This is a genomic window from Enterobacter sp. fkY84-1 (assembly GCF_052974705.1).
Genome location: NZ_CP169393.1, coordinates 2,569,380 through 2,592,581 on the forward strand (window position 1 = coordinate 2,569,380; position 23,202 = coordinate 2,592,581).

General features: G+C 55.1%; 19 protein-coding genes. 8 read left to right on the forward strand and 11 right to left on the reverse strand.

The features are described from left to right. Window positions 1–87: 87 nt before the first annotated feature. Window positions 88–1,230, reverse strand: a complete 1,143-nt coding sequence (locus tag ACEPLT_RS12350) for a methyl-accepting chemotaxis protein (protein WP_023292274.1) — start codon at window positions 1,228–1,230, stop codon at window positions 88–90. A gap of 457 nt (window positions 1,231–1,687) precedes the next feature. On the opposite strand from ACEPLT_RS12350, the gene ACEPLT_RS12355 reads away from it, so the two are divergent. The 4 genes from ACEPLT_RS12355 to ACEPLT_RS12370 all read left to right on the forward strand — a co-directional run bounded on the left by ACEPLT_RS12355 (window position 1,688) and on the right by ACEPLT_RS12370 (window position 6,135). Next, a complete protein-coding gene (locus ACEPLT_RS12355; protein ID WP_008501262.1) occupies window positions 1,688–3,811 on the forward strand; it encodes a putative bifunctional diguanylate cyclase/phosphodiesterase in 2,124 nt (707 codons plus the stop codon). A gap of 92 nt (window positions 3,812–3,903) precedes the next feature. Further along, complete coding sequence (locus tag ACEPLT_RS12360; protein ID WP_008501261.1) at window positions 3,904–5,139, forward strand: sensor domain-containing diguanylate cyclase; 1,236 nt, start codon at window positions 3,904–3,906, stop codon at window positions 5,137–5,139. Between the two features lie 74 nt (window positions 5,140–5,213). Further along, on the forward strand, window positions 5,214–5,354 hold the full coding sequence (locus ACEPLT_RS12365; protein ID WP_021240268.1) for an Ecr family regulatory small membrane protein: 141 nt from the start codon (window positions 5,214–5,216) through the stop codon (window positions 5,352–5,354). Between the two features lie 217 nt (window positions 5,355–5,571). Then, window positions 5,572–6,135, forward strand: coding sequence for a DJ-1/PfpI family protein (locus tag ACEPLT_RS12370; RefSeq protein ID WP_008501260.1), 564 nt, complete (start codon window positions 5,572–5,574; stop codon window positions 6,133–6,135). A gap of 89 nt (window positions 6,136–6,224) precedes the next feature. On the opposite strand, the gene ACEPLT_RS12375 is transcribed toward ACEPLT_RS12370, so the two are convergent. After that, on the reverse strand, window positions 6,225–7,841 hold the full coding sequence (locus ACEPLT_RS12375; protein WP_222664480.1) for a peptide ABC transporter substrate-binding protein: 1,617 nt from the start codon (window positions 7,839–7,841) through the stop codon (window positions 6,225–6,227). Window positions 7,842–8,026: 185 nt separating this feature from the next. Between ACEPLT_RS12375 and mpaA the strand changes: the two genes are divergently transcribed. Then, window positions 8,027–8,740 (forward strand): murein tripeptide amidase MpaA, encoded by a 714-nt coding sequence (gene mpaA / locus ACEPLT_RS12380; RefSeq protein ID WP_227879176.1) that lies wholly within the window; start codon window positions 8,027–8,029, stop codon window positions 8,738–8,740. On the opposite strand, the gene ycjG is transcribed toward mpaA, so the two are convergent. Next, window positions 8,731–9,696 (reverse strand): L-Ala-D/L-Glu epimerase, encoded by a 966-nt coding sequence (gene ycjG, locus ACEPLT_RS12385; RefSeq protein WP_232927607.1) that lies wholly within the window; start codon window positions 9,694–9,696, stop codon window positions 8,731–8,733. The genes mpaA and ycjG overlap by 10 nt on opposite strands. 107 nt (window positions 9,697–9,803) lie before the next feature. Between ycjG and tpx the strand changes: the two genes are divergently transcribed. Next, window positions 9,804–10,310 (forward strand): thiol peroxidase, encoded by a 507-nt coding sequence (tpx, locus tag ACEPLT_RS12390; protein WP_008501256.1) that lies wholly within the window; start codon window positions 9,804–9,806, stop codon window positions 10,308–10,310. 275 nt (window positions 10,311–10,585) lie between these two features. Next, window positions 10,586–11,794 (forward strand): aldose 1-epimerase family protein, encoded by a 1,209-nt coding sequence (locus tag ACEPLT_RS12395; RefSeq protein WP_232927605.1) that lies wholly within the window; start codon window positions 10,586–10,588, stop codon window positions 11,792–11,794. A gap of 44 nt (window positions 11,795–11,838) precedes the next feature. On the opposite strand, the gene tyrR is transcribed toward ACEPLT_RS12395, so the two are convergent. From tyrR to ACEPLT_RS12410, 3 genes are all read right to left on the reverse strand, one after another. Next, complete coding sequence (gene tyrR / locus ACEPLT_RS12400) at window positions 11,839–13,380, reverse strand: transcriptional regulator TyrR (RefSeq protein ID WP_008501254.1); 1,542 nt, start codon at window positions 13,378–13,380, stop codon at window positions 11,839–11,841. Window positions 13,381–13,492: 112 nt separating this feature from the next. Then, complete coding sequence (locus tag ACEPLT_RS12405) at window positions 13,493–14,545, reverse strand: YcjF family protein (protein WP_232927604.1); 1,053 nt, start codon at window positions 14,543–14,545, stop codon at window positions 13,493–13,495. Beyond that, entirely contained in the window at window positions 14,542–15,939 is a 1,398-nt protein-coding gene (locus tag ACEPLT_RS12410; RefSeq protein WP_045415711.1) for a YcjX family GTP-binding protein, read from the reverse strand. Before ACEPLT_RS12410 ends, ACEPLT_RS12405 begins: the two co-directional genes overlap by 4 nt. A 155-nt stretch (window positions 15,940–16,094) precedes the next feature. On the opposite strand from ACEPLT_RS12410, the gene ACEPLT_RS12415 reads away from it, so the two are divergent. Continuing rightward, on the forward strand, window positions 16,095–17,105 hold the full coding sequence (locus ACEPLT_RS12415) for a LacI family DNA-binding transcriptional regulator (protein WP_232927603.1): 1,011 nt from the start codon (window positions 16,095–16,097) through the stop codon (window positions 17,103–17,105). A 34-nt stretch (window positions 17,106–17,139) separates the two neighbouring features. Here ACEPLT_RS12415 and ACEPLT_RS12420 read toward each other — a convergent pair whose 3' ends face one another. The 5 genes from ACEPLT_RS12420 to ACEPLT_RS12440 all read right to left on the reverse strand — a co-directional run bounded on the left by ACEPLT_RS12420 (window position 17,140) and on the right by ACEPLT_RS12440 (window position 23,202). Then, window positions 17,140–18,054 (reverse strand): OmpG family monomeric porin, encoded by a 915-nt coding sequence (locus ACEPLT_RS12420; RefSeq protein ID WP_008501250.1) that lies wholly within the window; start codon window positions 18,052–18,054, stop codon window positions 17,140–17,142. A 65-nt stretch (window positions 18,055–18,119) separates the two neighbouring features. Further along, the gene (locus ACEPLT_RS12425; protein WP_232927602.1) at window positions 18,120–19,202 is read right to left on the reverse strand and encodes an ABC transporter ATP-binding protein; all 1,083 of its coding nucleotides are present in this window, start codon (window positions 19,200–19,202) and stop codon (window positions 18,120–18,122) included. A gap of 13 nt (window positions 19,203–19,215) precedes the next feature. Next, on the reverse strand, window positions 19,216–19,881 hold the full coding sequence (pgmB, locus tag ACEPLT_RS12430; RefSeq protein WP_232927601.1) for a beta-phosphoglucomutase: 666 nt from the start codon (window positions 19,879–19,881) through the stop codon (window positions 19,216–19,218). Continuing rightward, window positions 19,871–22,150, reverse strand: coding sequence for a glycoside hydrolase family 65 protein (locus ACEPLT_RS12435; protein ID WP_232927599.1), 2,280 nt, complete (start codon window positions 22,148–22,150; stop codon window positions 19,871–19,873). Before ACEPLT_RS12435 ends, pgmB begins: the two co-directional genes overlap by 11 nt. Continuing rightward, the gene (locus ACEPLT_RS12440; RefSeq protein ID WP_110973704.1) at window positions 22,144–23,202 is read right to left on the reverse strand and encodes a Gfo/Idh/MocA family protein; all 1,059 of its coding nucleotides are present in this window, start codon (window positions 23,200–23,202) and stop codon (window positions 22,144–22,146) included. The genes ACEPLT_RS12435 and ACEPLT_RS12440 overlap by 7 nt, the downstream gene beginning before the upstream one ends.

Sequence of the window (23,202 nt, forward strand, 5' to 3'; positions counted from 1 at the left end):
TATTCCATCGCGCTGAAATCGCTCGGGAAATGAGCTGGGTGGGCAGATGTATGCAAAAAGCCTGGCATGCCAGGCTTTGTGTCGCTTTCAGAGAGAGTGCTCTGGCTGCTGGAGGAAGGAGGGTGAGCCGGTCGGTAATGGGGACGAAGACCCGTGATCCAATCTAAAATTCCGCGTGCGGGCCTGGAGTTCAATCACCTGATTGCGCAGTACATCCGAGGAGCCGTTGAGTTCCTCCGCCATCGCCACGTTGCTTTGCGTGACCCGCTCCAGCTCCGATAGCGCCAGCGTGATCTGGGAAATACCTTTCTCCTGCTCAGACGTCGACGCGGAGATTTCATCCATTAAGCGACTGACGTTTCCCGAGCCCGTCACGATTTCATGCATATTCTTCTCTGCCTGCGACACCACGGTCGCGCCCTGCGTGACGTTACTGCTGGTGACTTCAATCAGCGCTTTGATATTCTTCGCGGCCTCTGCGCTGCGGTGCGCCAGGTTTCTGACCTCTTCCGCAACGACAGAAAAACCTTTTCCATGGTCGCCCGCTCTTGCCGCCTCAACGGCCGCGTTGAGCGCCAGAATATTGGTCTGGAACGCAATGCCGTCAATCAGCGATATAATCTCCGTCATCTGCTGGGCGCATTCGGTAATGGACTGCATATTGTTGGCAACCTGCCCCATCAGCTCCCCGCCCTTACGCGCCTGCAGCGTCGCCATATTCGCCTGTTCACTCGCCAGGCGGGTGTTATCGGCGTTATTTTTAGTGCTCGCCGCCATTTGCTCCATGCTGGCTGCGGTTTGCACTAAAGACGCGGACTGCTGTTCGGTTTTGACCGAGAGCTGAGCGCTACGTGTCGAGAGCTGATCCGATAAGGTCATGGCGGTTTGCGATGACGCCCTGATCTCACGCACCAGCGTCGCAATGTTGCCGGACAGGCTGTTGATCCCGGGAATGAGTCGCCCCGCACAGTTATTGCCAAACTCCGGGATAGAAACCCCCAGGTTGCCGGCAGTCACCTCTTCAATACTTTTCTTCACCGTATTGATCGGCGTCACAAGATACCGGGTCATATAGACCCAAAGCAAAAATAGCGCAACGAAATTGATAGCGTTAAGGGAAATAAAGAGAGAGGGCTTGCTGGAAATTAGAACAACGACACCTGCGTTTACCAAAAATAGCGATAAAAGGAACCCGATAATAAAGGTTCGGACACTAATATTTCTTAGCATGATGATACCCACATTTTATATTTTGGTCGGCATCTAGACTTATAGCATTGGCACAAACGTTTTTCCTCGGAAACTTCACGGGTTTGTTGTTTCGCCGTTAGCAGCCTGGGATTTAGCTTAAGTCAGATGAAAAAAGCGTATTAGTGAAAATGTTCTTCGCAGCATGCTGTGATACTGGTCTGCCGCCACGTTAAGCGATACCATCCGCTGCGGCGAACCGATACAATCGCCGTTATATTTAAGGAGCTTTGCTACTTTTATTCGCTCTTGTTTAGCAATGCTTAATACGTTAACAACGAGAATATATTTTATATTCTTAATGCGATGTAGAGTATTAATATGACTGGTCATGCTTCACGATAAATAACTAATATTGTTTGAATGCGCATGTTCGTTGCCAGATTAAGATGTGCCCGGCAGGCGAAATCGGTAACCCTCTCAGGCGTGGGATTGCATAATGCTCAATATATCGTGGGACCCTGTGTTAATCGCTATCTCTTATCTGGTGGCATTTATCGCCTCCTTTGTGGCGCTGGACAGTGCCGGAAAGATCCCCCTTTCCAGCCGAAAGGCTGCCCTGTTCTGGCGCATTGCCGGGGGTATGACGCTGGGGATCGGCATCTGGTCGATGCACTTTATCGGCATGCTGTCGATGCAGATGCCGATGATGATGCGCTATGACCTCTGGTTAACCCTTGCGTCTCTGGGCGTCGCGATTATTGCGTCGACCACGGCCCTTGATATTGCCGTCGCGGGGAAAAAACGTTCTTCGTTTCGACCGATCGTTGCCACGGCTATCCTGAGCGCAGGCGTGGTATCTATGCACTATATCGGTATGGCTGCCCTGATGCTGGATGGCAGCATTATCTGGGATCGCCGTATTGTGGGGTTGTCGGTGGTCATTGCCGTGGTGGCGTCAGGTACGGCGCTGTGGCTGGCTTTCCGCCTGCGAGACAAAGGGGTTTTTATCGAGCGCCTTCTTGCCGCCCTGGTCATGGGCGCCGCCATTTGTGCGATGCACTATACCGGCATGAGCGCCGCGCATTACCCGGAAATGTCGCATACCCTCCCCGGGGGGATCGGCGAGCTGGGGTTATCCATCTGGGTTTCTGTCACCACGCTCTGCCTGCTTGGTGTGATGCTAATTATTTCCCTTATCGATTCTCACCGGCGCACCGGCCGGCTGACGGATAATCTTCGACAACTCAATCGGCAGCTTGAGCTCCAGGCGCGCTTTGATGCGCTCACCGGACTCGCGAATCGCCATCAGATGGATCTCCGCATGCAGGACTGCCTGCGCAGCGCGTTGCTGAGCAACAGGCAATTTGCCGTTATTTTCCTGAACGTCGATCACTTCAAACGCGTCAACGATACCTGGGGTCACAGCGTCGGCGATGAGTTATTGATCACCGTCGCACAACGCATCACTTCCCGGCTCTCGCGTGAAATGACCCTGGCAAGGCTGGGAGGAGACGCTTTTATCCTGCTGGTGCCGGAATGTGACGACGACAAACTCAACGCCCTGCTCGCGTCGCTGCTCGAGGATGTGCGACGTCCTCTTTCGATCTGTGGTCATACGCTTAACACGACAATGAGTGCGGGCGTCAGCCTCTATCCTCAGGATGGCGAAACGCTGCATGAACTGAAACTCAAAGCAGATGCAGCCCTGCATCACGTCAAAGACGACGGCCGCAACGGCTGGGCGCGTTACAGAACCGAGATGTCGACAGCAATCCCGGCAAAACCCGGTTTTCTTCAGGAACTCTCACAGGCGCTTGAGCGCGATCAGTTTGAACTGTGGTACCAGCCAACCTGGTATGCGCAAGAGAAGACTATCCATGGTTTTGAAGCCCTGCTGCGCTGGCGGCACCCTGAGCAAGGCGTTGTTCTGCCGGGTCTGTTTATCCCCTCGCTGGAGCAAACCGGCTTAATTATTCCGGTAGGCAACTGGGCCATTGAAGCGGCATGTCGACAGCTGCATTTCTGGACTGAACAAGGGTTCAGCCAGTGGACGTTATCGCTCAACTTATCCCCCGTCCAGTTCGAGCAGCCGGACATTTTCCACATCGTATCGTCGATGCTGGAAAAATATAACTTGTCCCCGTCCAGGCTGATCCTTGAGGTCACGGAGAGCACCGCGCTGAAAAATCTCGACCGCAGCATTGAGTTGCTCAACGCTTTTAATCATGCGGGGATCACCGTCTCGATTGATGATTTTGGTACGGGCTACTCCAACCTGCTGATGCTGAGCGTGCTGCCGGCAAAAGAGCTCAAGATTGACAAAAGCTTTGTAACGTCGATGCTAGAAAATGAAAAAACCTACAAGCTGGTTGAAACCATTATGAGTATCGCCCGCACCATGGAGATGAACGTGGTGGCAGAAGGGATTGAAACGGAAGAACAGCAGGCGGTTCTCACCCGTCTCGGCTGCGACTACCTGCAGGGTTACCTCTTCTCCCGCCCCTTACCTGCCGAACAGGTGCCGTGGTTGCTTCTGCAGATAAACTCAGAAAGGCAAATTATCCCCCTTAATAAAATTCAAACGGACGCCGCATTTATTTCACAAAAAAACCATGCCTGACGGGGTTTAGTAGAGTATGTTTCAAAGCAGAACACACGAGTCACGTCTGTCATGATTGTCAGGCGTATTAAGCCGATGAACAGGAAATGCCTATGTCGCAAAACGGTTTTGAAGCGCTGAACGTTATTAAAACACCCGTGTGGCTTATTTCACCCGTTTCGGAAGAGATCGTTTTTGCTAACGTGGTCGCAATGCAGCTTATGGGAGATAAGACGCTCGATCAGCTGCGTAAAGGCATCTATTCCGCGAATGCACAAGCTCTCCTGTCGATGTATGTACCTGAACTGAAAACCGAGCAGGAGATCGTCGAAATCTGGACAATAAGAAGCCGGGATGGGCTGGATACGCCGTTAAGCTGTCGTCTCTCGCTTGCCCGTTACGCCCCCTGGGGAGATGTGATTGTCTTCGAGGGGATCGCCCAACATATCCTCTCAGGACTGAAGGCCAGCCGCTCCGCAACCTACCGGCGAAAAAAACAGGGGTTTTACGCCCGTTTTTTTCAGACCAACAGCGCGCCGATGCTGTTAATCGATCCTGCCCGCGATGGTCAGATTGTTGATGCCAACCTGGCTGCGCTCAATTTTTACGGTTACTCGCATGATGGTATGTGCAGCAAGCATACCTGGGAAATCAATACCCTGGGGCGAGACGTGATGCCCATTATGACCGCGATTGCCGCGCTGCCCGGCGGCCATAAGCCGCTCAACTTTGTTCACCGCCTTGCCGATGGTTCCACCCGCCATGTTCAGACGTATGCCGGACCCATTGAGATCTACGGTGACAAGCTGATGCTGTGCATCATCCACGATATCACCGAGCAAAAAAGACTGGAGCAAGAGCTGGAACATGCCGCGTTACGTGACTCCATGACCGGGTTACTCAACCGACGCCAGTTCTACGCGATTACCGACCCCAACAATCTGAATAATCGACCTGCCCAACAGCAGTTTAGCCTGCTGCTGGTGGACACCGATCACTTCAAAAACATCAACGACCTGTTTGGCCATTTGAAGGGCGATGAGGTGCTTATTGCCCTCTCCCGAACGCTGGAAGCCTGTAGTCGGGAGAACGACATGGTGTTCCGCTGGGGGGGCGAAGAGTTCGTCATCCTGCTGCCGCATACCTCACTCGACACCGCGTTGCAGATTGCCGAGTCGATCCGTGCAGCCGTTGCCCGCATTACGATTCCGGGCTTACCACGGTTTACCGTCAGCATTGGCGTGGCGCGACATAACCCGGGGGAGACGATTGATGAGCTGTTTAAGCGTGTAGACGATGCGCTGTATCGCGCTAAAAATGATGGGCGCAATAAAGTCCTTGCAGCATGAAACTGGAGTATACCGGAAAGCCCCGCTACAATGCCTGCCTCGAATAAATTAACGTCAGGTGGGTAAAATCTGCAATGGGCAAAACAGAAATAATACTCACCTTAATTATTTTGCTCCTTATTATATTTGGCTTCTGGTTTATTTTTAGCGGGGAAATCTGGTATCTCGTCGAGTTTCTCGAAAATAGTCTTTACCCGACCTTCGACGCCCCTTAACGCACGTTTAATATCGTGTTTCACCTACCGGATTTTTCAGGTATCTGCCAGCCTGACGGCCGCGTAAGATACGCGTCGTTATCCTCCAACTACGTTGATAACGAATCATTTATTCACTTGCTTATGTTGCCCGTGCTCTGACGGGCTTTTTTATTTCCGGCATTTCAGCCACGCCAGGCTATATCTTAATCATCTTTAATGACAAGGGAGAGGAATGATGAGCAAGAAGATCCTGATGCTGGTTGGCGATTACGCCGAAGATTACGAAACCATGGTGCCTTTTCAGGCGTTACAGATGGTTGGTCATCAGGTGGATGCCGTCTGCCCCGACAAACCGAAGGGCGACTACATCATAACGGCAATCCATGATTTCGACGGCGCCCAGACCTATAGCGAAAAACCCGGTCACCGCTTTACCCTCAACGCCGACTTTTCCGCCGTAAAGGAGCAGGACTACGACGCGCTGCTCATCCCCGGCGGGAGAGCGCCCGAGTATCTGCGGCTAAATGAGGACGTGTTAAAGCTGGTACAGGCGTTTGACGCCGCGCGCAAACCGATTGCAGCGGTGTGCCATGGCCCGCAGCTGCTCGCTGCCGCGGGCATCCTGAAAGGCCGTACCTGTAGCGCCTACCCGGCGTGTGCACCTGAGGTCCGTCTCGCGGGGGGACACTACGCCACGATCGGCATCGATCAGGCACATGTCGACGGCAACCTGGTGACGGCTCCCGCGTGGCCCGCCCATCCGCAGTGGCTGGCGAAGTTTAATGCGTTGTTAGAATAATACGTCCCGGTCTCATCGCTGCCGGAAAGCACAGCGAGGTATCATCCATGGCAAAACTGGCGCTCACGTGCGCCAGTTCGCATTAACCATCAGTGCTTCTCAATATACATCGTCCGGCTATACGCCACGTCTTCCGGGTTATTAATCGGATACCCTTTCACCCACGGCTTAATCAGACGACCGTTGGTGTACTGGTAAATAGGCGCGATCGGCGCTTTCTCCATGAGGATTTTCTCCGCCATGTTGTAGTCCGTATTACGCGCTTTCGCCGTGGTTTCGAGCGTCGCCTGGTGGATAATTTTATCGTAAGCCGGGTCGTTGAAACGCGAGATATTGCCGCTGTGGGTTGAGGTCAGCAGGGACAGGAAGGTCGAGGGCTCGTTGTAATCCCCCACCCATGACGCGCGGATCACATCAAAATTGCCGGTGTTGCGGCTGTCGATGTAGGTTTTCCACTCCTGATTTTGCAGCTTGACATCCACACCGAGGTTTTTCTTCCACATGGACGCCACCGCAATGGCGATTTTCTGGTGGTTTTCCGACGTGTTGTACAGCAGGTTCAGCTTCAGCGGACGCTGAGGGCCGTAGCCTGCGGCCTGGAGCAAGGTTTTGGCCTGAGCGTTCAGCTCCTGCTGGGACATCTGCTCAAACGGCGAAGGTTCAGGCGTGAAGCCCGCCGTCACGTCAGGGGTGAAATGCCAGGCCGGTTTTTCGCCGGTACCCAGTACCTTTTCCGCCATAATGCGGCGATCGATAGTCATGCTCAGCGCAAGACGAACCCGGGCATCGGCCGTCGGCCCCTTTTGCGTGTTAAACGCGTAGTAATAGGTCCCGAGCTGAGGCGGCGTATACACCTGGCCAGGAATATCCTTCAGGAGCTTCTGATACATGTTTTTCGGGAACGATTCGGTAATATCGATATCCCCTGCCAGATAGCGTTTCGTGGCGGACGATTCCTGATTAATCGGAATAAAGGTCACTTTTTGCAGGACAGTTTTCGCATTGTCCCAGTAGTGGGTGTTCGGCACGACAACCAGTTTTTCATTCACCACGCGCGCGTTCAGAACGTAGGCCCCGTTACCGATCAGCGCTCCCGGACGCGTCCACTCTTTCCCGCTTTCAACATTGGCTTTTTGCACCGGATAGAAGGCGAAGTTTGCCGTCAGGTTGCTAAACCACGGTAGCGGTTTATCCAGCTGGACGCGCAACGTTCTGGCATCCACCGCCGTCACGCCCAGGGTATCTGGCGCCGCTTTACCATCAATAATGGCCTGCGCGTTGCTGATGCCTGCCAGCGCCGCAAACCAGGCAAACGGAGACGTGGTTTTCGGGTCAACCAGACGCTGCCAGCTGTAGACAAAATCCTGCGCGGTAACCGGCGTACCGTCAGACCATTTTGCGTTATCGCGCAGGGTGAACGTCCAGATTCGGTTATCGTTGCTCTGCCAGCGCGTCGCCACGCCCGGAGTCAGTTCCCCTTTCTCATTCTGATTTACCAGCCCTTCGAAAAGATCGCGAATCACCTGAATCTCGGGCAACCCCACCGCTTTTGCGGGATCGAGCGAAGCCGGCTCGTCTTTAATGTGTCTGACCAGCTCCTGTTTTTGCGCCAGCACCGTGCCCTGTGGCACATCAGCAGCGTATGAGAGTGAAGAGAGTCCGCACAGGCACAGTGCGGCAAAAAGACGCGAAACAGGATGCTTCATAAGATCCCCTTTAAAAAATTCAGGTAAAAAGCAGATGCGTAATTATTTGTTTCGACAGTAAGAAATGCAAACAACTTACGCCTGAATAGTGATTTAAGGCAATTCTCAGCCGTTAAGGAAACTATTTGATTAACAGCGGCTTTTGCACAACACTGCCTGTAGAGACTTCGTTATCAGGAAATCGTATGGCAACCACCCGACCCCGCGCGGAACGCGGCGCCTTCCCTCCGGGCGCTGAACAATATGGCCGCTCATTTTTAGGCGCATCGCTGATCTGGTTCCCGGCCCCCGATGCCGATCGCGACAGCGGTTTGGTTATTGCCGGCACGCACGGAGATGAGAACTCGTCTGTCGTCACGCTCTCGTGCGCGCTGCGGACGCTGACCCCGGCATTGCGACGTCACCACGTGATTCTTGCCGTGAATCCGGACGGCTGTCAGCTTGGATTACGGGCGAATGCGCGAGGAATCGACCTGAACCGTAATTTCCCTGCGGCAAACTGGCGCGCAGGGGAAACGGTATATCGCTGGAACAGCTCCGCCGAGGAGCGGGACGTGGTGCTGCTCACGGGCGATAACCCCGGCTCGGAGCCGGAAACGCAGGCGCTGTGCCAGCTTATCCATAAGATCCACCCCGCCTGGGTTGTCTCCTTCCACGATCCGCTGGCCTGTATTGAAGATCCGCGCCACTCTGTCCTGGGCGCGTGGCTGGCCCAGGCGTTCGCCCTCCCGCTCGTCACCAGCGTGGGCTATGAGACACCCGGTTCATTCGGCAGCTGGTGCGCCGACTTGAGCCTGCCCTGCATCACCGCTGAGTTCCCGGCGATCTCCTCCGACGAAGCCAGCGAAAAATACTTAAAGGCAATGATGGATCTGTTGCGCTGGGAGCCTCAGAGGTGAAGTACGCCGCTGGTAAAATTAAGCGCCGGTGAAACGTCAACGGCCAGCCACGTCGGGCCATCCAGATCGGCGAAACGGACCTGATTGACCAGCGGCAGCGCCGCACCGATCGCCCGCGAGGTGCAAAGCATGCATCCCAGCATCAGGGCGAACCCCTGCGCCCGGGCGTCCGCCGCCAGGGCCAGGGCTTCAGTCAGTCCGCCAGTCTTGTCGAGTTTGATATTGACCATGTCATAGCGGCCCTTAAGCGCGCTCAAATTCTCACGGGTATGACAGCTTTCATCCGCACAGACGGGCAACGGATGGATAAAATTCTTCAGCGCCGCATCCTCTTTTGCCGGCAGAGGCTGCTCCAGCATCGCCACGCCCAGATCGGCCAGCAGCTGGCATCGCGCGGCCAGCCCTTCGGGATGCCACGACTCGTTGGCGTCAACAATGAGCGTGGCTGACGGCACCGCCGAGCGAATGGCGACCATCCGCTCGCTGATCAGACGATCGTCGAGCTTCACTTTTAACAGCGTGGCCCCGGCGTCATAGAGCGCTTTCGCACTGGCGGCCATCTGCTCGGGCTCCCCAATCACGACCGTTTGCGCGGTCACGACGGACTCCGGCACGACCACGCCCAGCAATGACGTCAGCGATTTTTGCTGCTTAGCGGCTTCAAGGCTCCAGAGCGCACAGTCGATGGCGTTGCGCGCCGCCCCGGCGGATAAGCGCTGCTGTAACGCCTCGCGCGTGAGGCCTTTTTGCAGGTCAGGTACCAGGGTCATGATCTGCGCCATCACGGATGGCAGACTTTCCCCATAGCGCGGGTAAGGCGTACATTCCCCGACGCCTTTAAACCCCTCTTCTTCGATTTCGACCACAACCACGCAGGCTTCACTTCGGCTGCCGCGAGAGATCACAAACGGGGTATGCAATGGCCAGGCTTCTTCATAGACCTTAACGCTTCTCATCACTGACTCCTTGCGGCCCGGAAAGGCGAAAAATTTGGTTTGCCGTGTTATCTGCTGATGGCATACACTAGCCACGACGTTAACTATATGTAAACAGGAAGATATCTATGTCACAACTCGTTCATTTCCAGGGCAACCCGGTTGCTGTAGCAGGTTCCATTCCGCAGGCTGGCAGCAAAGCGCAGGCTTTTACTCTGGTGGCTAAAGATCTGTCTGACGTCACACTGGCTCAGTTTGCGGGCAAACGCAAAGTACTGAACATTTTCCCAAGCATTGATACCGGCGTTTGTGCCGCATCCGTGCGTAAATTCAACCAGCTGGCGACTGAAATGGACAACACCGTGGTGCTGTGCATTTCCGCTGACCTGCCGTTTGCCCAGTCCCGTTTCTGCGGTGCCGAAGGCCTGAGCAACGTTATCACCCTTTCCACCCTGCGCAGCGCTGATTTCCTCGAGAACTACGGCGTCAGCATCGCGGAAGGCCCACTGAAAGGTCTGGCAGCACGTGCTGTACTGGTTCTGGACGAAAACGACACTGTCGTTTTCAGCGAACTGGTTAACGAAATCACCACCGAGCCGGACTACACTGCCGCGCTGGATGTGCTGAAAGCATAATAAGTCCTTAGCATTCTATACAACTTATTCTCAACCTCGCCACGGCGGGGTTTTTTATTAGAAAATAGCTGAATCGTTAAAGCTAAAATATTCATCGATCACAAAAATCATGCAATAAAGACAGCAACATGTAACTTCCGCGTGATCATTAACGCATTCTAATTGTTATAATCACCTAATTTTAACCTCAGTGAAGCCCATCACATTTCCCTTTTTGTCTAAACATTAGATTTGCTTACGAAAGTAAATAATCGTTTCAGCAAAAAGGATAAAATATGAAGATCAAATTCGCTTTTACGCTCCTGGCGGTCCTGGTTTCTGGCCATGCCGCGGCTAAAACCTGGGTGCTGACAAGTGCTGAAAACAGCGTAGAGAAAGGAAACTGGAAGATTTCCAGTAATGAGCTGAAAGTTAAAGATCAGACGTTCAGCATTGAGCAAAAAGTCTTGCACGGCGGCAAGCAGGAAGGCAGTAAAGTCATCATTATTAGCAGTAAAGATGGCCTGACAATTACGCTGAGCCCGACCCGCGGCATGAACCTTCTACACGTTGAAGGGTTTGGCACCCGATTGGGGTGGGATTCCCCCGTCAAAGAGGTCGTGAATCCGGCTTATATCAATCTTGAGAGCCGAAACGGTCTCGGCTGGCTGGATGGTTTCAACGAGATGATGGTGCGCTGTGGCTACGAGTGGACAGGTCACCCTGTCACGGCGGACGGGCAAATTTACACCCTGCACGGCAGAGCCGGGAATACCCCGGTATCGCAGGTGGAAGTTGAGGTGGCGGATGCCGCCCCGCATGAGATCCGCGTTCGGGGTTTGATCAAAGAGAGCACGTTCAAAAAAGCGGATCTGCAGACCATGACCGAACTGCGCTACGTTCCCGGAACCAACCAGTTCAGCCTGCATGATGTTCTCACTAACCATGCCGATTACCCTCACGATTACCAAATCATCTATCACAGCAACTTCGGCACGCCGATCCTTGAAGAAGGCGCACGTTTCCTTGCGCCAGCGGCGAGCGTAAGCCCATTCAATGACTACGCCAAAGCGGGCGTAAACGACTGGCAAACCTACGCCGGGCCGACAAAAGGCTTTGATGAGATGGTCTTTAATATTCAGCCGCTCGCCGACAACAACCACGAAACGCTCGCGGCAGTGGTCAATAAAGCCGGCGATAAAGGCGCGTCAATCCAGTTTGATACGCGCCAGCTGCCCGTGCTGACCTTATGGAAAAACACCGACACGCTGAAGCAGGGTTATGTCACGGGCATTGAACCGGGCACCAGCTATGCCTACCCCGTCACGATTGAACGCGAACAGAAGCGGGTTAAGCAGCTGCAGCCTGGCGCCAGCGCGCAGTTTGATCTGACCTATACCCTGCTCCACAGCCCGCAGCAGGTGAAAGAGGTTGAAAGCAGGATTGCGTCGATTCAGGGCGAGACAAAAACAGACATCGTTAACACGCCGCTGGCGAAGGAATAAATCTAAAGTGAAAAGTAAAAAGCCTCTTTGCAGAGGCTTTTTTGTTATTCGTCACCTTTCTTATGATTCAAACCATACTCACGTAGCTTATTGGCGATCGCGGTGTGCGAGACGCCCAGGCGTTTTGCCAGTTTGCGGGTGCTGGGATAGCTGCGGTACAGCTGCGTCAGCACAGAACGCTCGAAACGGCTGGTGATGTCATCAAGCGACCCTTCCATCGCCTCTTCCCCTACCGATACCGTTCCGGCGTCGTAATCCGGCAACAGGATATCCTGCGGGCGCAGCTCATACCCTTCAAGCTGGGTCAGCGCACGATATACGGCGTTTTTGAGCTGACGAATGTTCCCCGGCCAGCCGTAGCGCATAAGCACCGTGCCAAGATCGGCAGACAGCTTCGGACGAGGAACCCCCTGCTCATCGGCAAAGCGGGCGACGAACAGCTCCGTAAGCGGCATGATGTCCTGCGGACAATCGCGCAGCGGCGGAATATTCAGCGTCAGGACGTTAAGGCGGTAATAGAGATCTTCGCGGAAGATCCCCTTTTGCACCAGTTCCACCAGGTTCTTCTGGGTGGCGCAAATGACGCGCACGTCCACATGCACCTCGTGATCCTCACCGACGCGGCGGAACGTGCCGTCGTTCAGGAAACGCAGCAGCTTAGCCTGCATACGCGGCGACATTTCGCCGATCTCGTCCAGCAGTACGGAACCGCCGTTAGCCTGCTCGAAGAACCCTTTCTTGCCCTCCGGCGCGTGACCAAACAGCTCGCTTTCAACGGCATCTTCCGGGATAGAGGCACAGTTAAGTGCCAGATAAGGCTTAGCCGCACGCGGGCTCGCCAGATGCACGGCGTGAGCCAGCAGGTCTTTCCCGGTGCCGGTATCGCCGGTAATCAGCAGCGGCGCGGTCAGGCTTGCGAGCTTACGCGCCTGATCAACCACATGACGCATTTTCGGGCTGACGGCAATAATCTGGCTGAACGCGCCAACGTCCTGACTGGAGAGGTTTTGCAGCTGACGACCCATGCGTAGCGTCGAGCGCAGCATGATCACCGCCCCGGTCAACACGCGGGTATTCCCTTCCCCTTTCAGATAGACCGGCGTGATCTCCATCAGGAAATTCTGCCCGTTAATCACCACATGCTCGCTGTGCGTGTTCTGCGGGTTGCTGTCCAGCCAGCGCTGGAAGTTAAAACCGGGGATCAGCTGCGCGGCGTGATGATTGCTCAGCTTCTCCTGGCTCTGCGCGAAAAGCTGGCAGCTCGCGTGGTTAACGCGCTCAACTTTGCTTTTCAAATCCAGAGAGAGGAACGGTTCAGGCATGGCTTCCAGCAGCGCGCTCAGCGCCAGGTGCTCACGCTCGGACGGCATCCAGGGAATCGTGCGTACATCCGTAACGCCAGCGATACGGCGGATTTCCGCCATCAGGCTGCTGAAGGTATTAAATTCAATTTCGGCAAAATTGAGGTAAATTCGCCCGACAGGATCGATCTCAATGCCACGTAAATCAATGCTACGTAAAACAAGAAGATCGAGTAATTCGCGGGTCAGACCGAGACGGTCTTCACAGAAGACTTCAAGACGCATGGGAAATTCACCGTTTTAAGCCAATAACAGTAAAATGATATGTCAGAACACGGTGATCGGGAAGATGGCTGTCAACAAATATTGACAGCCAGCACGATTAGTGAACAAAACCTCACGGCGAAGGTTTTTTATTAAGCGTCTCTTTGAGCTGGCCGATCAGTTCACGCCTGAAATCCCCCAGCCGGGGCTTATCGCCGTCAATCCAGGGCAGCGGACGGCAGACTTCCATCGCTTTAATCCCCAGGCGTGCGGTTAATAATCCCGCACCGATGCCCTGAGCCGCACGGGCAGAAAGACGCGCCGCCAGATCCTGCGACATCCAGTCCATGCCCACTTCGCGCACCAGCTCACTCGCCCCGGCAAACGCGATATTGAGCAGGACCAGCTTAAACAGTCTGATCCGACTGTAGTAACCCAGCTCTATGCCGTAAAGGTTCGCAATACGGTTGATCAGGCGCAGGTTACGCCAGGCGATAAAGGCCATATCGACCAGCGCCAGCGGGCTGACGGCAATCATCAATGTAGATTCCGCCGCAGAACGGCTGATTTCGCGCCGCGCCTGAGCATCCAGCACCGGCTGTACCATGTGGGAATAGAGCGTCACCACTTCCCGATCATTCTGAGTTTCATGGATGGCGGCATACCAGCGCTGAAGCGCCGGATGCGACTGATCGATTCCGACCTGGCTGGCCAGCTTTTCACAGAACGCGCGCCCTTTCCCGGTGCCGTGACTGTGGAGCAGATCCCGCGCTTCATCACGCTCGTGCGCGCGCTGTCGCAGACGCCAGAGTCGACGCCATTCGGTGGCAACCGACCCGACGCCAGCCCCCACAATCAGCGCGCCTGCGGCACATCCGCCCAGCGCCACCCAGTCCTGCGTGTGCCAGGCATTCATCGTCCACTGCACGCCCTGACCCACCACGCTTACACCAAACAGCGCCAGACCGGCGGTGACCATCCTGCGCCACAGGCTGCGTTTTGGACGCAGCGCGGCGTCCACGACCGCCTCCGCCGGACCATCCTCAACAACCGGCTCGTCCTGCAGCGCCGGGGCAAAGTTATCGGCCTGGGTACCGCTGAACGTCTGCGCCGTTTTGAACGCCTCCTGAGGGTTCTGCTCAAGCGTTCCGGTAAAGTCAATGCGCGGTTTTAACGGTTCCGTCATCGCAACTTATCTCCAATCAAAAACTCCAGTGCCGCATCCAGACGGATGTGCGGTAAAGGCCTGTCGACGCTCATGGCCTGCGGGCGGAAGGCTTCAAACTGGAAGCCCTGATTCTGCCAGAAGGCCTGACCCGGCAGACGCGCAGGCACTTCGCCTGGGTAGACAGTAAGCGGTTCACCGTCGCTGAGCCGGTTCCCGCGTAATGCCGGTATTTTCTCGCCGTTAAGGTCAATTAGCCCGCTTTGCGTCGCCTGCACGGACGCGAGCCCAAGGCAATCCATGCTGATCCCTTCGAAGGCGGCGTTTTGCCAGGCGTCCTGTACCAGCTGCTGTAGCAGCGACACCATATTGGCATGCTGGTCGACGGTGACGTGATCGGCTTTTGTGGCCGCAAAGAGCAGTTTATCGATCACCGGTGAGAAAAGACGGCGGAACAGCGTACGCTGCCCGTAGTGAAAACTTTGCATCAGCTGCGTCAGGGCAAGGCGCATGTCGTTGAATGCCTGTGGCCCGCTGTTGAGTGGCTGCAGACAATCCACCAGCACAATCTGGCGGTCAAATCGTAAAAAGTGGTTCTTATAGAATCCCTTGACCACCTTCTCACAGTAGTAATGGTAACGCTCGCGCAGCATACCGGCGTTAGTGTGCTTATCAGCCTGCGCCAGCGTCGACTCGCCAACCCCATCCACATCCGGCCAGGGGAAAAACTGAAGCGCAGGCGCGCCCGCTAAATCACCCGGCAGAACAAAGCGCCCCGGCTGAATGAAGTGTAACCCTTCCTGTTTACACTGGTGTAAATACGCCGTCCAGGCGTCGGCAATGGCCGCCAGACGGTTTTCATCTGCTGGCGCAAGCGGGTCCAGCCCTTCGCACAGCTGTCGCCATTTGGCCGACCACCCGGCGCGTTGCCCCTGCAGCAATCCCGTCATCTGGCGTGACCAGCTGAGGTAATCCTGCGCCAGCATCGGCAGGTCGAGCAGCCATTCGCCGGGGTAATCGACGATTTCAAGATATAGCGTGGAGGTATCCTTGAAATGGCGCATCAGGGATTCATTCGAGCGGAAACGCAGCGCAAGACGAATTTCACTGACCCCTCGCGTCGGCGTCGGCCACGCGGGCGGGTCGCCATAAAGCTGTGCCAGCCCTTCGTCATAGGTAAAACGGGGAATGCCAAAATCACGCTGTGGAACGCGCTTAACGCCCAGCAGACGCTCTTCCCGCACCGCGCCAAGCAACGGCAGACGCGCCCCGGCGTGCAGGTTCAGGAGCTGGTTCACCATCGCGGTGATAAACGCCGTCTTACCGCTTCGGCTCAACCCCGTCACCGCCAGTCGAAGATGACGGTCAACGCCGCGGTTTACCAGTGAATTGATTTCGTTTTTAAGTCGCTTCATCGCCGTCCTTCGTTGCCTGGAAGCCTTGAATGCATGGCTTCAGAATACAATAAATGGGGGCAGATCGTTGATTATCAATTCTTATTTATTGCTATTGCCGTTTTTTCTCCAGTAAGATGAACGCCATTGCTGTCAGTCCTGAGTGAGTAAGGTGTATGTCACCCACCATTTATGATATCGCACGGGTTGCGGGCGTATCGAAATCAACCGTTTCCCGCGTTCTGAATAAACAAACGAATATTTCTCCTGAAGCGCGTGACAAAGTGCTGAAGGCGATTGACGAATTAAATTATCAGCCCAACAAACTGGCCCGTGCCCTGACCTCTTCAGGATTCGATGCCATTATGGTTATTTCGACCCGTTCAACCAAAACCACTGCCGGCAATCCTTTTTTCTCCGATGTCCTTCATGCCATTACGGCAAAAGCGGAAGAAGAAGGATTCGATGTTATTTTACAAACCTCAAAAAGCAGTGAAGACGATCTCCTGAAATGCGTGAGTAAAATAAAACAGAAGATGATCAAAGGGATCATCATGCTGAGTTCACCCGCAAATGAATCCTTTTTCACCACGCTGGACGCGTATGGCGTACCGGTAGTGGTTATCGGCAAAGTGGAAGGTGAGTATCAGAATATTTATTCCGTCGACACGGATAATTTTCATGACAGCGCCACGCTGACGGAAACCTTTATCAAAAACGGCCGCCGGAAAATTGCCTGCCTGCATGCGCCGCTTGAATATCATGTTTCGATCGATCGCCTGGCGGGTTATAAAGCCAGTCTGGAAAAGCGCCATATTGCGATTAACCCGGACTGGATCATGGATGGTGGTTATACCCATGAGAGTGCGCTTAAGGCGGCTCTGGAACTGCTCTCTTCACCCACGCCGCCTGATGCCGTATTTGCTACCGACAGCATGAAGTTACTCGGCCTTTATCGCGCGGCGGACGAGTTAAATCTGATGATACCGGAACAGGTAGTGATAGCCGGATACAGTGACCCGATGCTGTCTCTCATTTTAACGCCCGCACCAGGCGGCTTTGATATCCCCACCCGCAAACTGGGGGAAGAGAGCTGCGATCTTCTCTTCAGGCGTATTGCGGGTCACCCCGCCCCGCAAAAAGTGCTGGTTGATACCCATTTTTTACTGGCGGCCTCGCTGCGCTAAAACCAGGGGCGGTTAGCCCCTGGAGGACCCACGGTCAGAATGCGTAATTTACCCCAACGCCCGCATAGTGGAAGCGGTCGTTTTTACCCTCGTCATGGTTTTCCCATTCGTAGGCGTATTCAAGCGTCATGGATAAACCGTTGTTGAAGTCATAGGCGTACTGCATACCCAGACGGTTGAAATCATGTCCTTCACGCTCAGGATCGTCCTGCCAGTCCCAGTTCGACCAGCGATCGAGCCCCAGTCGGGTGTAAGGCGTTAAGGTCGTCTGACCCAATGAAATAGGCAGGTAGGCGCGAATTTCCTGAGTGGAGAACTCGCCGTTATTACGTGAACCGTCCATATTGAAACCGCGCTCTAAATAGTAATTCACTTTAGCGGCAAAGGTGTCGTTAATGGTCCAGGTAAAGCCCGTTTCGGTTTCGACGCGGCTGTCTGAGTAGCCTGTTTTTTCCAGATCGTTAGCAAACTGATACATGGCAAACCAGCCGCCGAAACGCCAGTCGTCGGTTAATTTAATATCCCAGTCCGGCTGAATTTTGTAGCGCTGCATATTTGCGCTGCCGTCTCTGGCGCCGTGTTCATCCTTAAAGTGATAGCCATAATTACGGAAACCACCGGTCAGACCGAACGTGAAATCATCGGTACCAATAAATCGATAGCGTAATTCAAATTCCGGGCGATCGAAATAGGTCCCACGGGTCATGCTGCTATAATCAACCGGCCCTTCCTGATACATCGCCAGCGAAATAGTCCAGGCATCCCAGGTCGCATTGAACCACACGGAGGGTTCATATAATCCGTCTTTATCTTCTCCCTGGCCTTCGACGTTTTCAATTTCATACATCGCGCCAATATTAAATTCCCATTGTTTAGCCGTTTCTGTTGCATGTGCGCAGCTCACCCCTGCGCACAGCACGAGCGCAGCACTTTTTAGTAGAGTACTCATAAAATATTCCCTTTATAATTAACAAACAAAAAACCGGAAATTTGCATTTCTGGCAAACACCTTTCTTATCTAATAGCCGCTTCGGTATCGGCGTCGAAGAAATGGCACTTATTCATATCGAACTGGATGCCGATATTATCCCCTGCGGCATAATCATTCGCTGCTCCCGCGCGAACCACCAGCTCATGGCCGCCAACGGTGGCGTAGAGCATGAACTCCGCACCGGTCAGTTCGGCCACGCTGACTTTCGCCGCGATGTTTTCACCCTTATCCTGCTGGGTAAGAATATCTTCCGGGCGGATCCCAAAGACCACGGCTTTACGCTGATACCCTGCGGCATGCAGTGCAGCGAGCTTGTCTTCCGGGATCGCCAGGCGCAGCGTTTCCGTGACGAAATAGCGGTCGTCGATGGCACCACGAACAAAGTTCATGGCTGGCGAGCCAATGAACCCCGCAACAAACATGTTTGCCGGCTCGTTGTATACCTGCTTCGGTGCACCGACCTGCTGAATAATGCCGTCTTTTAAGATCACAATGCGGGTCGCCATCGTCATGGCTTCCGTCTGATCGTGGGTCACGTAAATCATCGTGGTATTGAGCTTCTGGTGAAGCTTGCTGATTTCAGCCCGCATCTGCACGCGAAGCTTGGCATCGAGGTTGGAGAGCGGTTCATCCATCAGAAACACGCCCGCTTCCCGAACTATCGCCCTGCCCAACGCCACGCGCTGACGCTGACCACCGGACAGCGCGCCGGGTTTACGCTTGAGGTACTCCCGTAAGCCGAGGATTTGTGCGGCCCAGTTGACGCGCTCTTCGATAACCGCCGGAGCGATTTTCTGCATCTTCAGGCCAAACGCCATGTTGTCGTAGACCGTCATATGCGGGTAAAGCGCATAGTTCTGGAATACCATGGCGATATCGCGTGACTTAGCGGGCACATCGTTCATACAAACGCCGTCGATCACCAGTTCACCGGCGGAAATCTCCTCCAGCCCGGCAATCATGCGCAGCGTCGTCGATTTACCGCAGCCAGACGGGCCGACAAAAACGATAAACTCCTTGTCCTCGATTTCGAGGTTAAAATCCTTCACCACGTGGACCTGGTTATCGTAAATTTTCTGAATATGTTTCAGTGACAGTTGTGCCATTTTTAATTCCTTATCAATACGCCCGGGAGGCCCAGAAATCGGTCAGGCATTTCCAGGTCAGTTCCTGCGTTGAATGAAGCTGTAGTCCCGCATGGGTCAGGCCTGAGCCAATCCCGACCGACAGCATGCCCGCCGCGTTGATCGCTTCCACGCCCGCGGGCGCATCTTCGACCCCAATGGCCGCCTCGGGGCGGACGTTCAGGCCAGCACACGCGGCGAGGAAGATCTCCGGGTCCGGTTTTGAACAGACGATACGGGAGGCATCGGCGCAAAAATCAAAGGCGTCATGAATACCCAGGGCATGCAGTATTCCAGGTGCATTGAGGGAAACGGAGGCGAGCCCAATTTTCACCTCTGCCGCCCGAATGTCCGCCAGCACCTCCCGGATGCCCGGCAGCAGCGACGCCTCGGTCAATGACGACAGCGATGCGACGTAGAGCGCATTTTTCTTCCCCGCCAGCGCCAGGCATTGTTTGTCGTCAAACGCCCCCTCTTTCCCACCGTGTCGCAGGATCCGCTGCAGGGATTCCATGCGGCTAATTCCCTTCAGCTCCTCGTTAAACACCTCATCGATAGTGATGCCGATCTCCTGCGCGACCGAACGCCAGGCGAGAAAGTGCAGATGTGCGGTATCGGTGATGACCCCATCAAGATCGAATACAACAGCTTCAGGCTTCATGGCTGGCCTCCGTGGTAGCGGTCCCATTAAAAGACGTAAGAAATTCCCTACGGGACAGTGCCTGCCGCTCCGATACGCATACCGTTTTTCCCCACAGGGTTAACGTGACGGGCGCGGTGGTCTCGATGGTTAAAACGTCATTTTCAAACGTGAAGCGCAGGCGAGCGTTCTGCCAGCGCAGCGGGAAGGCAAGTTTTCGCCAGTGAGCGGGTAGCTTCGGCGCAAGGTGCAGCTCGCCCTCAACAATCTGCATGCCGGCAAACCCCTGAATAACGCCGGACCAGATAGCCCCCGTGGCAGCGGCATGAATGCCGTCATCGCTGCTGTGCGGATCGTCGCCCAGATCGATAGCCACGCCAGCGCGCCAGAAGGCGTAGGCCCCTTCCGTATCGCCACAGCGGGCGGCCACAATGCCGTGAATGGCCTTGCTCAGCGAAGAGTCATGGATCGTACGTGGCTCGTAAAACGCCAGGTTGGCCGCGCACTGGGCGGGGGTAAATTTCTCCGGCAACAGATAGTTAAGCATCACCACGTCAGCCTGCTTGAGGATCTGCATCTCGTTAACTTCCGCGCGAGAGTAATCCAGCAGGATGGTCTGCTTACCCGCTTTGGCTTTATAGCGGCTTAAATCGATCGCCGGTTTCGCCATGAACGAATCGTCCTGCGGGATAACGCCCCCGGCGTCGGCTTCCGGCAGCCACAAGCGGGCCAGGAAGGTGGTCGCCTTCTCCATGAAGCAGGCATCTTCACGCTCAAACATCGACATAAACCGACATGCGCTGGCCACGTTGTACCAGGCCAGATAGTTGGTGTAGGCGTTGTTATTCACATGTTCGGTGTATTCGTCCGGCCCAATCACATCATGAATTTCCAGGCGCCCGTTAATCTCCGTAGCGCGGCCCATCCAGAACGTTGCCGTCTCTACCAGCAGGGTCAGCCCTTCATTGCGCATAAATGCGTCATCACGCGTGGCCTGCCAGTAGGCCACAACGGCCCAGGCAATGTCCGCCACGATGTGGTGTTCGGCCAGGGCGGAGGCCACTTTCTGCCGCATGCCCGTACGGATGTTGATGGCTGCAAACTCCGGCGTCTCCTCTTTGCCGCTTGCGGCGCTCTCCCACGGGAACAGCGCGCCCGGCCAGCCGTTGCGGCGGGCTTTTTCCCGTGCCCCGGCCAGGTTCAGCCAGCGATAGCGCAGCAGACTGCGGGCCACCTGCGGACGGGTGAAAAGATGGAAAGGCAGCATGAATATTTCGGTGTCCCAGAAGACGTGGCCTTTATACCCCTCGCCGGTCAAGCCCTTAGCGGCAATGCTGCTCCGCTCATCATGGGCTGGCGTCATGGTGGTCAGATGCCAGACGGCATAGTCCAGCGCCATCTGATCGTCAGGAGCTGCAGAAGCCACTTCCACCCGGGCGTCACGCCATACGTCTTCCCATGCGCAGGCTGAACTCTCCAGCAGCGAGGCATATCCCCTTGCCGCACAAACCTTGAGATCCGCCAGCACGCTGCGCGCGAAAGATTCCTGCGACAGGGCTTTATCGCTGCGATGGGCCACCCAGACCAACTTATCCAGCGTGACAGTGTCACCCTGCGGTATCGTCAGGGAATAGTGAGCAGAGAGCCGACGATTTTTAGCGGTAAAGCAGCTTTCGCTGTCGGCTGATAGCTGACAAAAAGCCGAGATAACAACGTCAGAGTCCCGGTCCTGTGTTTCATACACACCCTGCATATAGTGCTGGTCGAATACCCTGACTGAAATTTCATCCAGATGCTGACGGCCGGTATTGGTTTGTGTGGCATCAATACCGGTTTTCATCACCACCTGCGAGGCTGCGTCAAGCGGGGTGATCGCAAGCTGCATGGCCACAAGCGGCAGCTGATCGAGAGAGACAAAACGACGACTCTCCAGGCGATAGCGCTTTCCGTTGGGCGAGCGCCAGACAACGCGGCGATGCAGCTCGCCGTTGGCAAATGCCAGCTCGCGCTGCCACTCAAGAATGTCCCCGGACAGAAGGGTAAAATTCACCCCGTCCAGCTCAACCTCGATACCGGTGATATCGGGCAAATTGATCAGCTCAGTGGTCTCGTTACGTCCCGCCTGGTGATACAAGCCCGCAAGATACATCCCTCGGGTTTGCTGGGTGTAATCTTCTTCATGCGCAGCGCGAATGCCCATGTAGCCGTTACCGCATGCCATAGTGGATGCGTACTTATTCAGACTGTGCGGACAAAAGCCCGGATCGGTTAATACAGACACGCTCAGCATAATGTTACGCTTTCTCCTGTTTCTGCCGACTGATAAAGCGCCGCGACAAGCTGCTGAATCACCAGCCCCTGTTCAGCATCTGCAATCATTACGGGCTCTCCCTGCACGTGGCGGACAAAGGCCTCCATGCTGCGTAAATGGCGCTGATCGTCAGCCTCTTCACGCTGAATCAGGGTCTGTAACGCCCCGGCGTCATCCTGATAAATATGTGCCGGAAAAAGCGTCGCCCCCGCTTTTTCACCGCAAAACGCGACATTCATGATCGACTGCTCGCGGATATTCAGCGCAAACGAGGTGTCCAGACGCAAAATGCCGCCGCTGCAGAATTCGATGGTGCCAAACAGGGCATCTTCCACCGTAAACTGAGCAGGATCCCACTCGCCAAACTGGCCGCTGCTTTTCCGGGTTCCCAGCCTCTGGAAACCGTGCGCCGTGACCCTTTTGACCGCCGGGAAACCCAGCACGTACATCGCGGCATCCAGCATGTGAATACCAATGTCAATCAGCGGCCCACCGCCCTGCAGCGCTTTATTGGTGAAGACGCCCCAGCCCGGCACGCCGCAGCGCCGCAGCGCCTGCGCCGAGGTGAAGTAGATTTCGCCCAGCGTTCCGTTCATCACGGCCTCGCGCAGCAGCTGCGTATCGAGCGCAAAGCGGTGATGGAAGTCATATGCCAGCACTTTGCCCGCCTTGCGGGCAGCGATCCGCATCTCGTCGGCCTCTTGCGGCGTCATGGCAGGCGGTTTTTCGCACATCACATGACAGCCGGCCTCCAGCGCTGCCATCACATGCTCAAAATGGAATCGGTTTGGCGAACAAACGCTCACCACGTCCGGCTTAACCGCCTCCAGCATGGCGCACGCGTCCTGCCACGCCGACGGTATGGCATGGCGCTCCGCAAAAGCCTGTGCCTGTTCGAGGCGGCTGTCCATGACAGCCACCATCTGAACATCACTGCGCGTGGCGTAATACGAGGCATGCACTTTGTCCGCAACCTGCCCGGCGCCAATGATGGCGACGCGCAGTGGCGACGTTGTTGAAGCACTCATCAC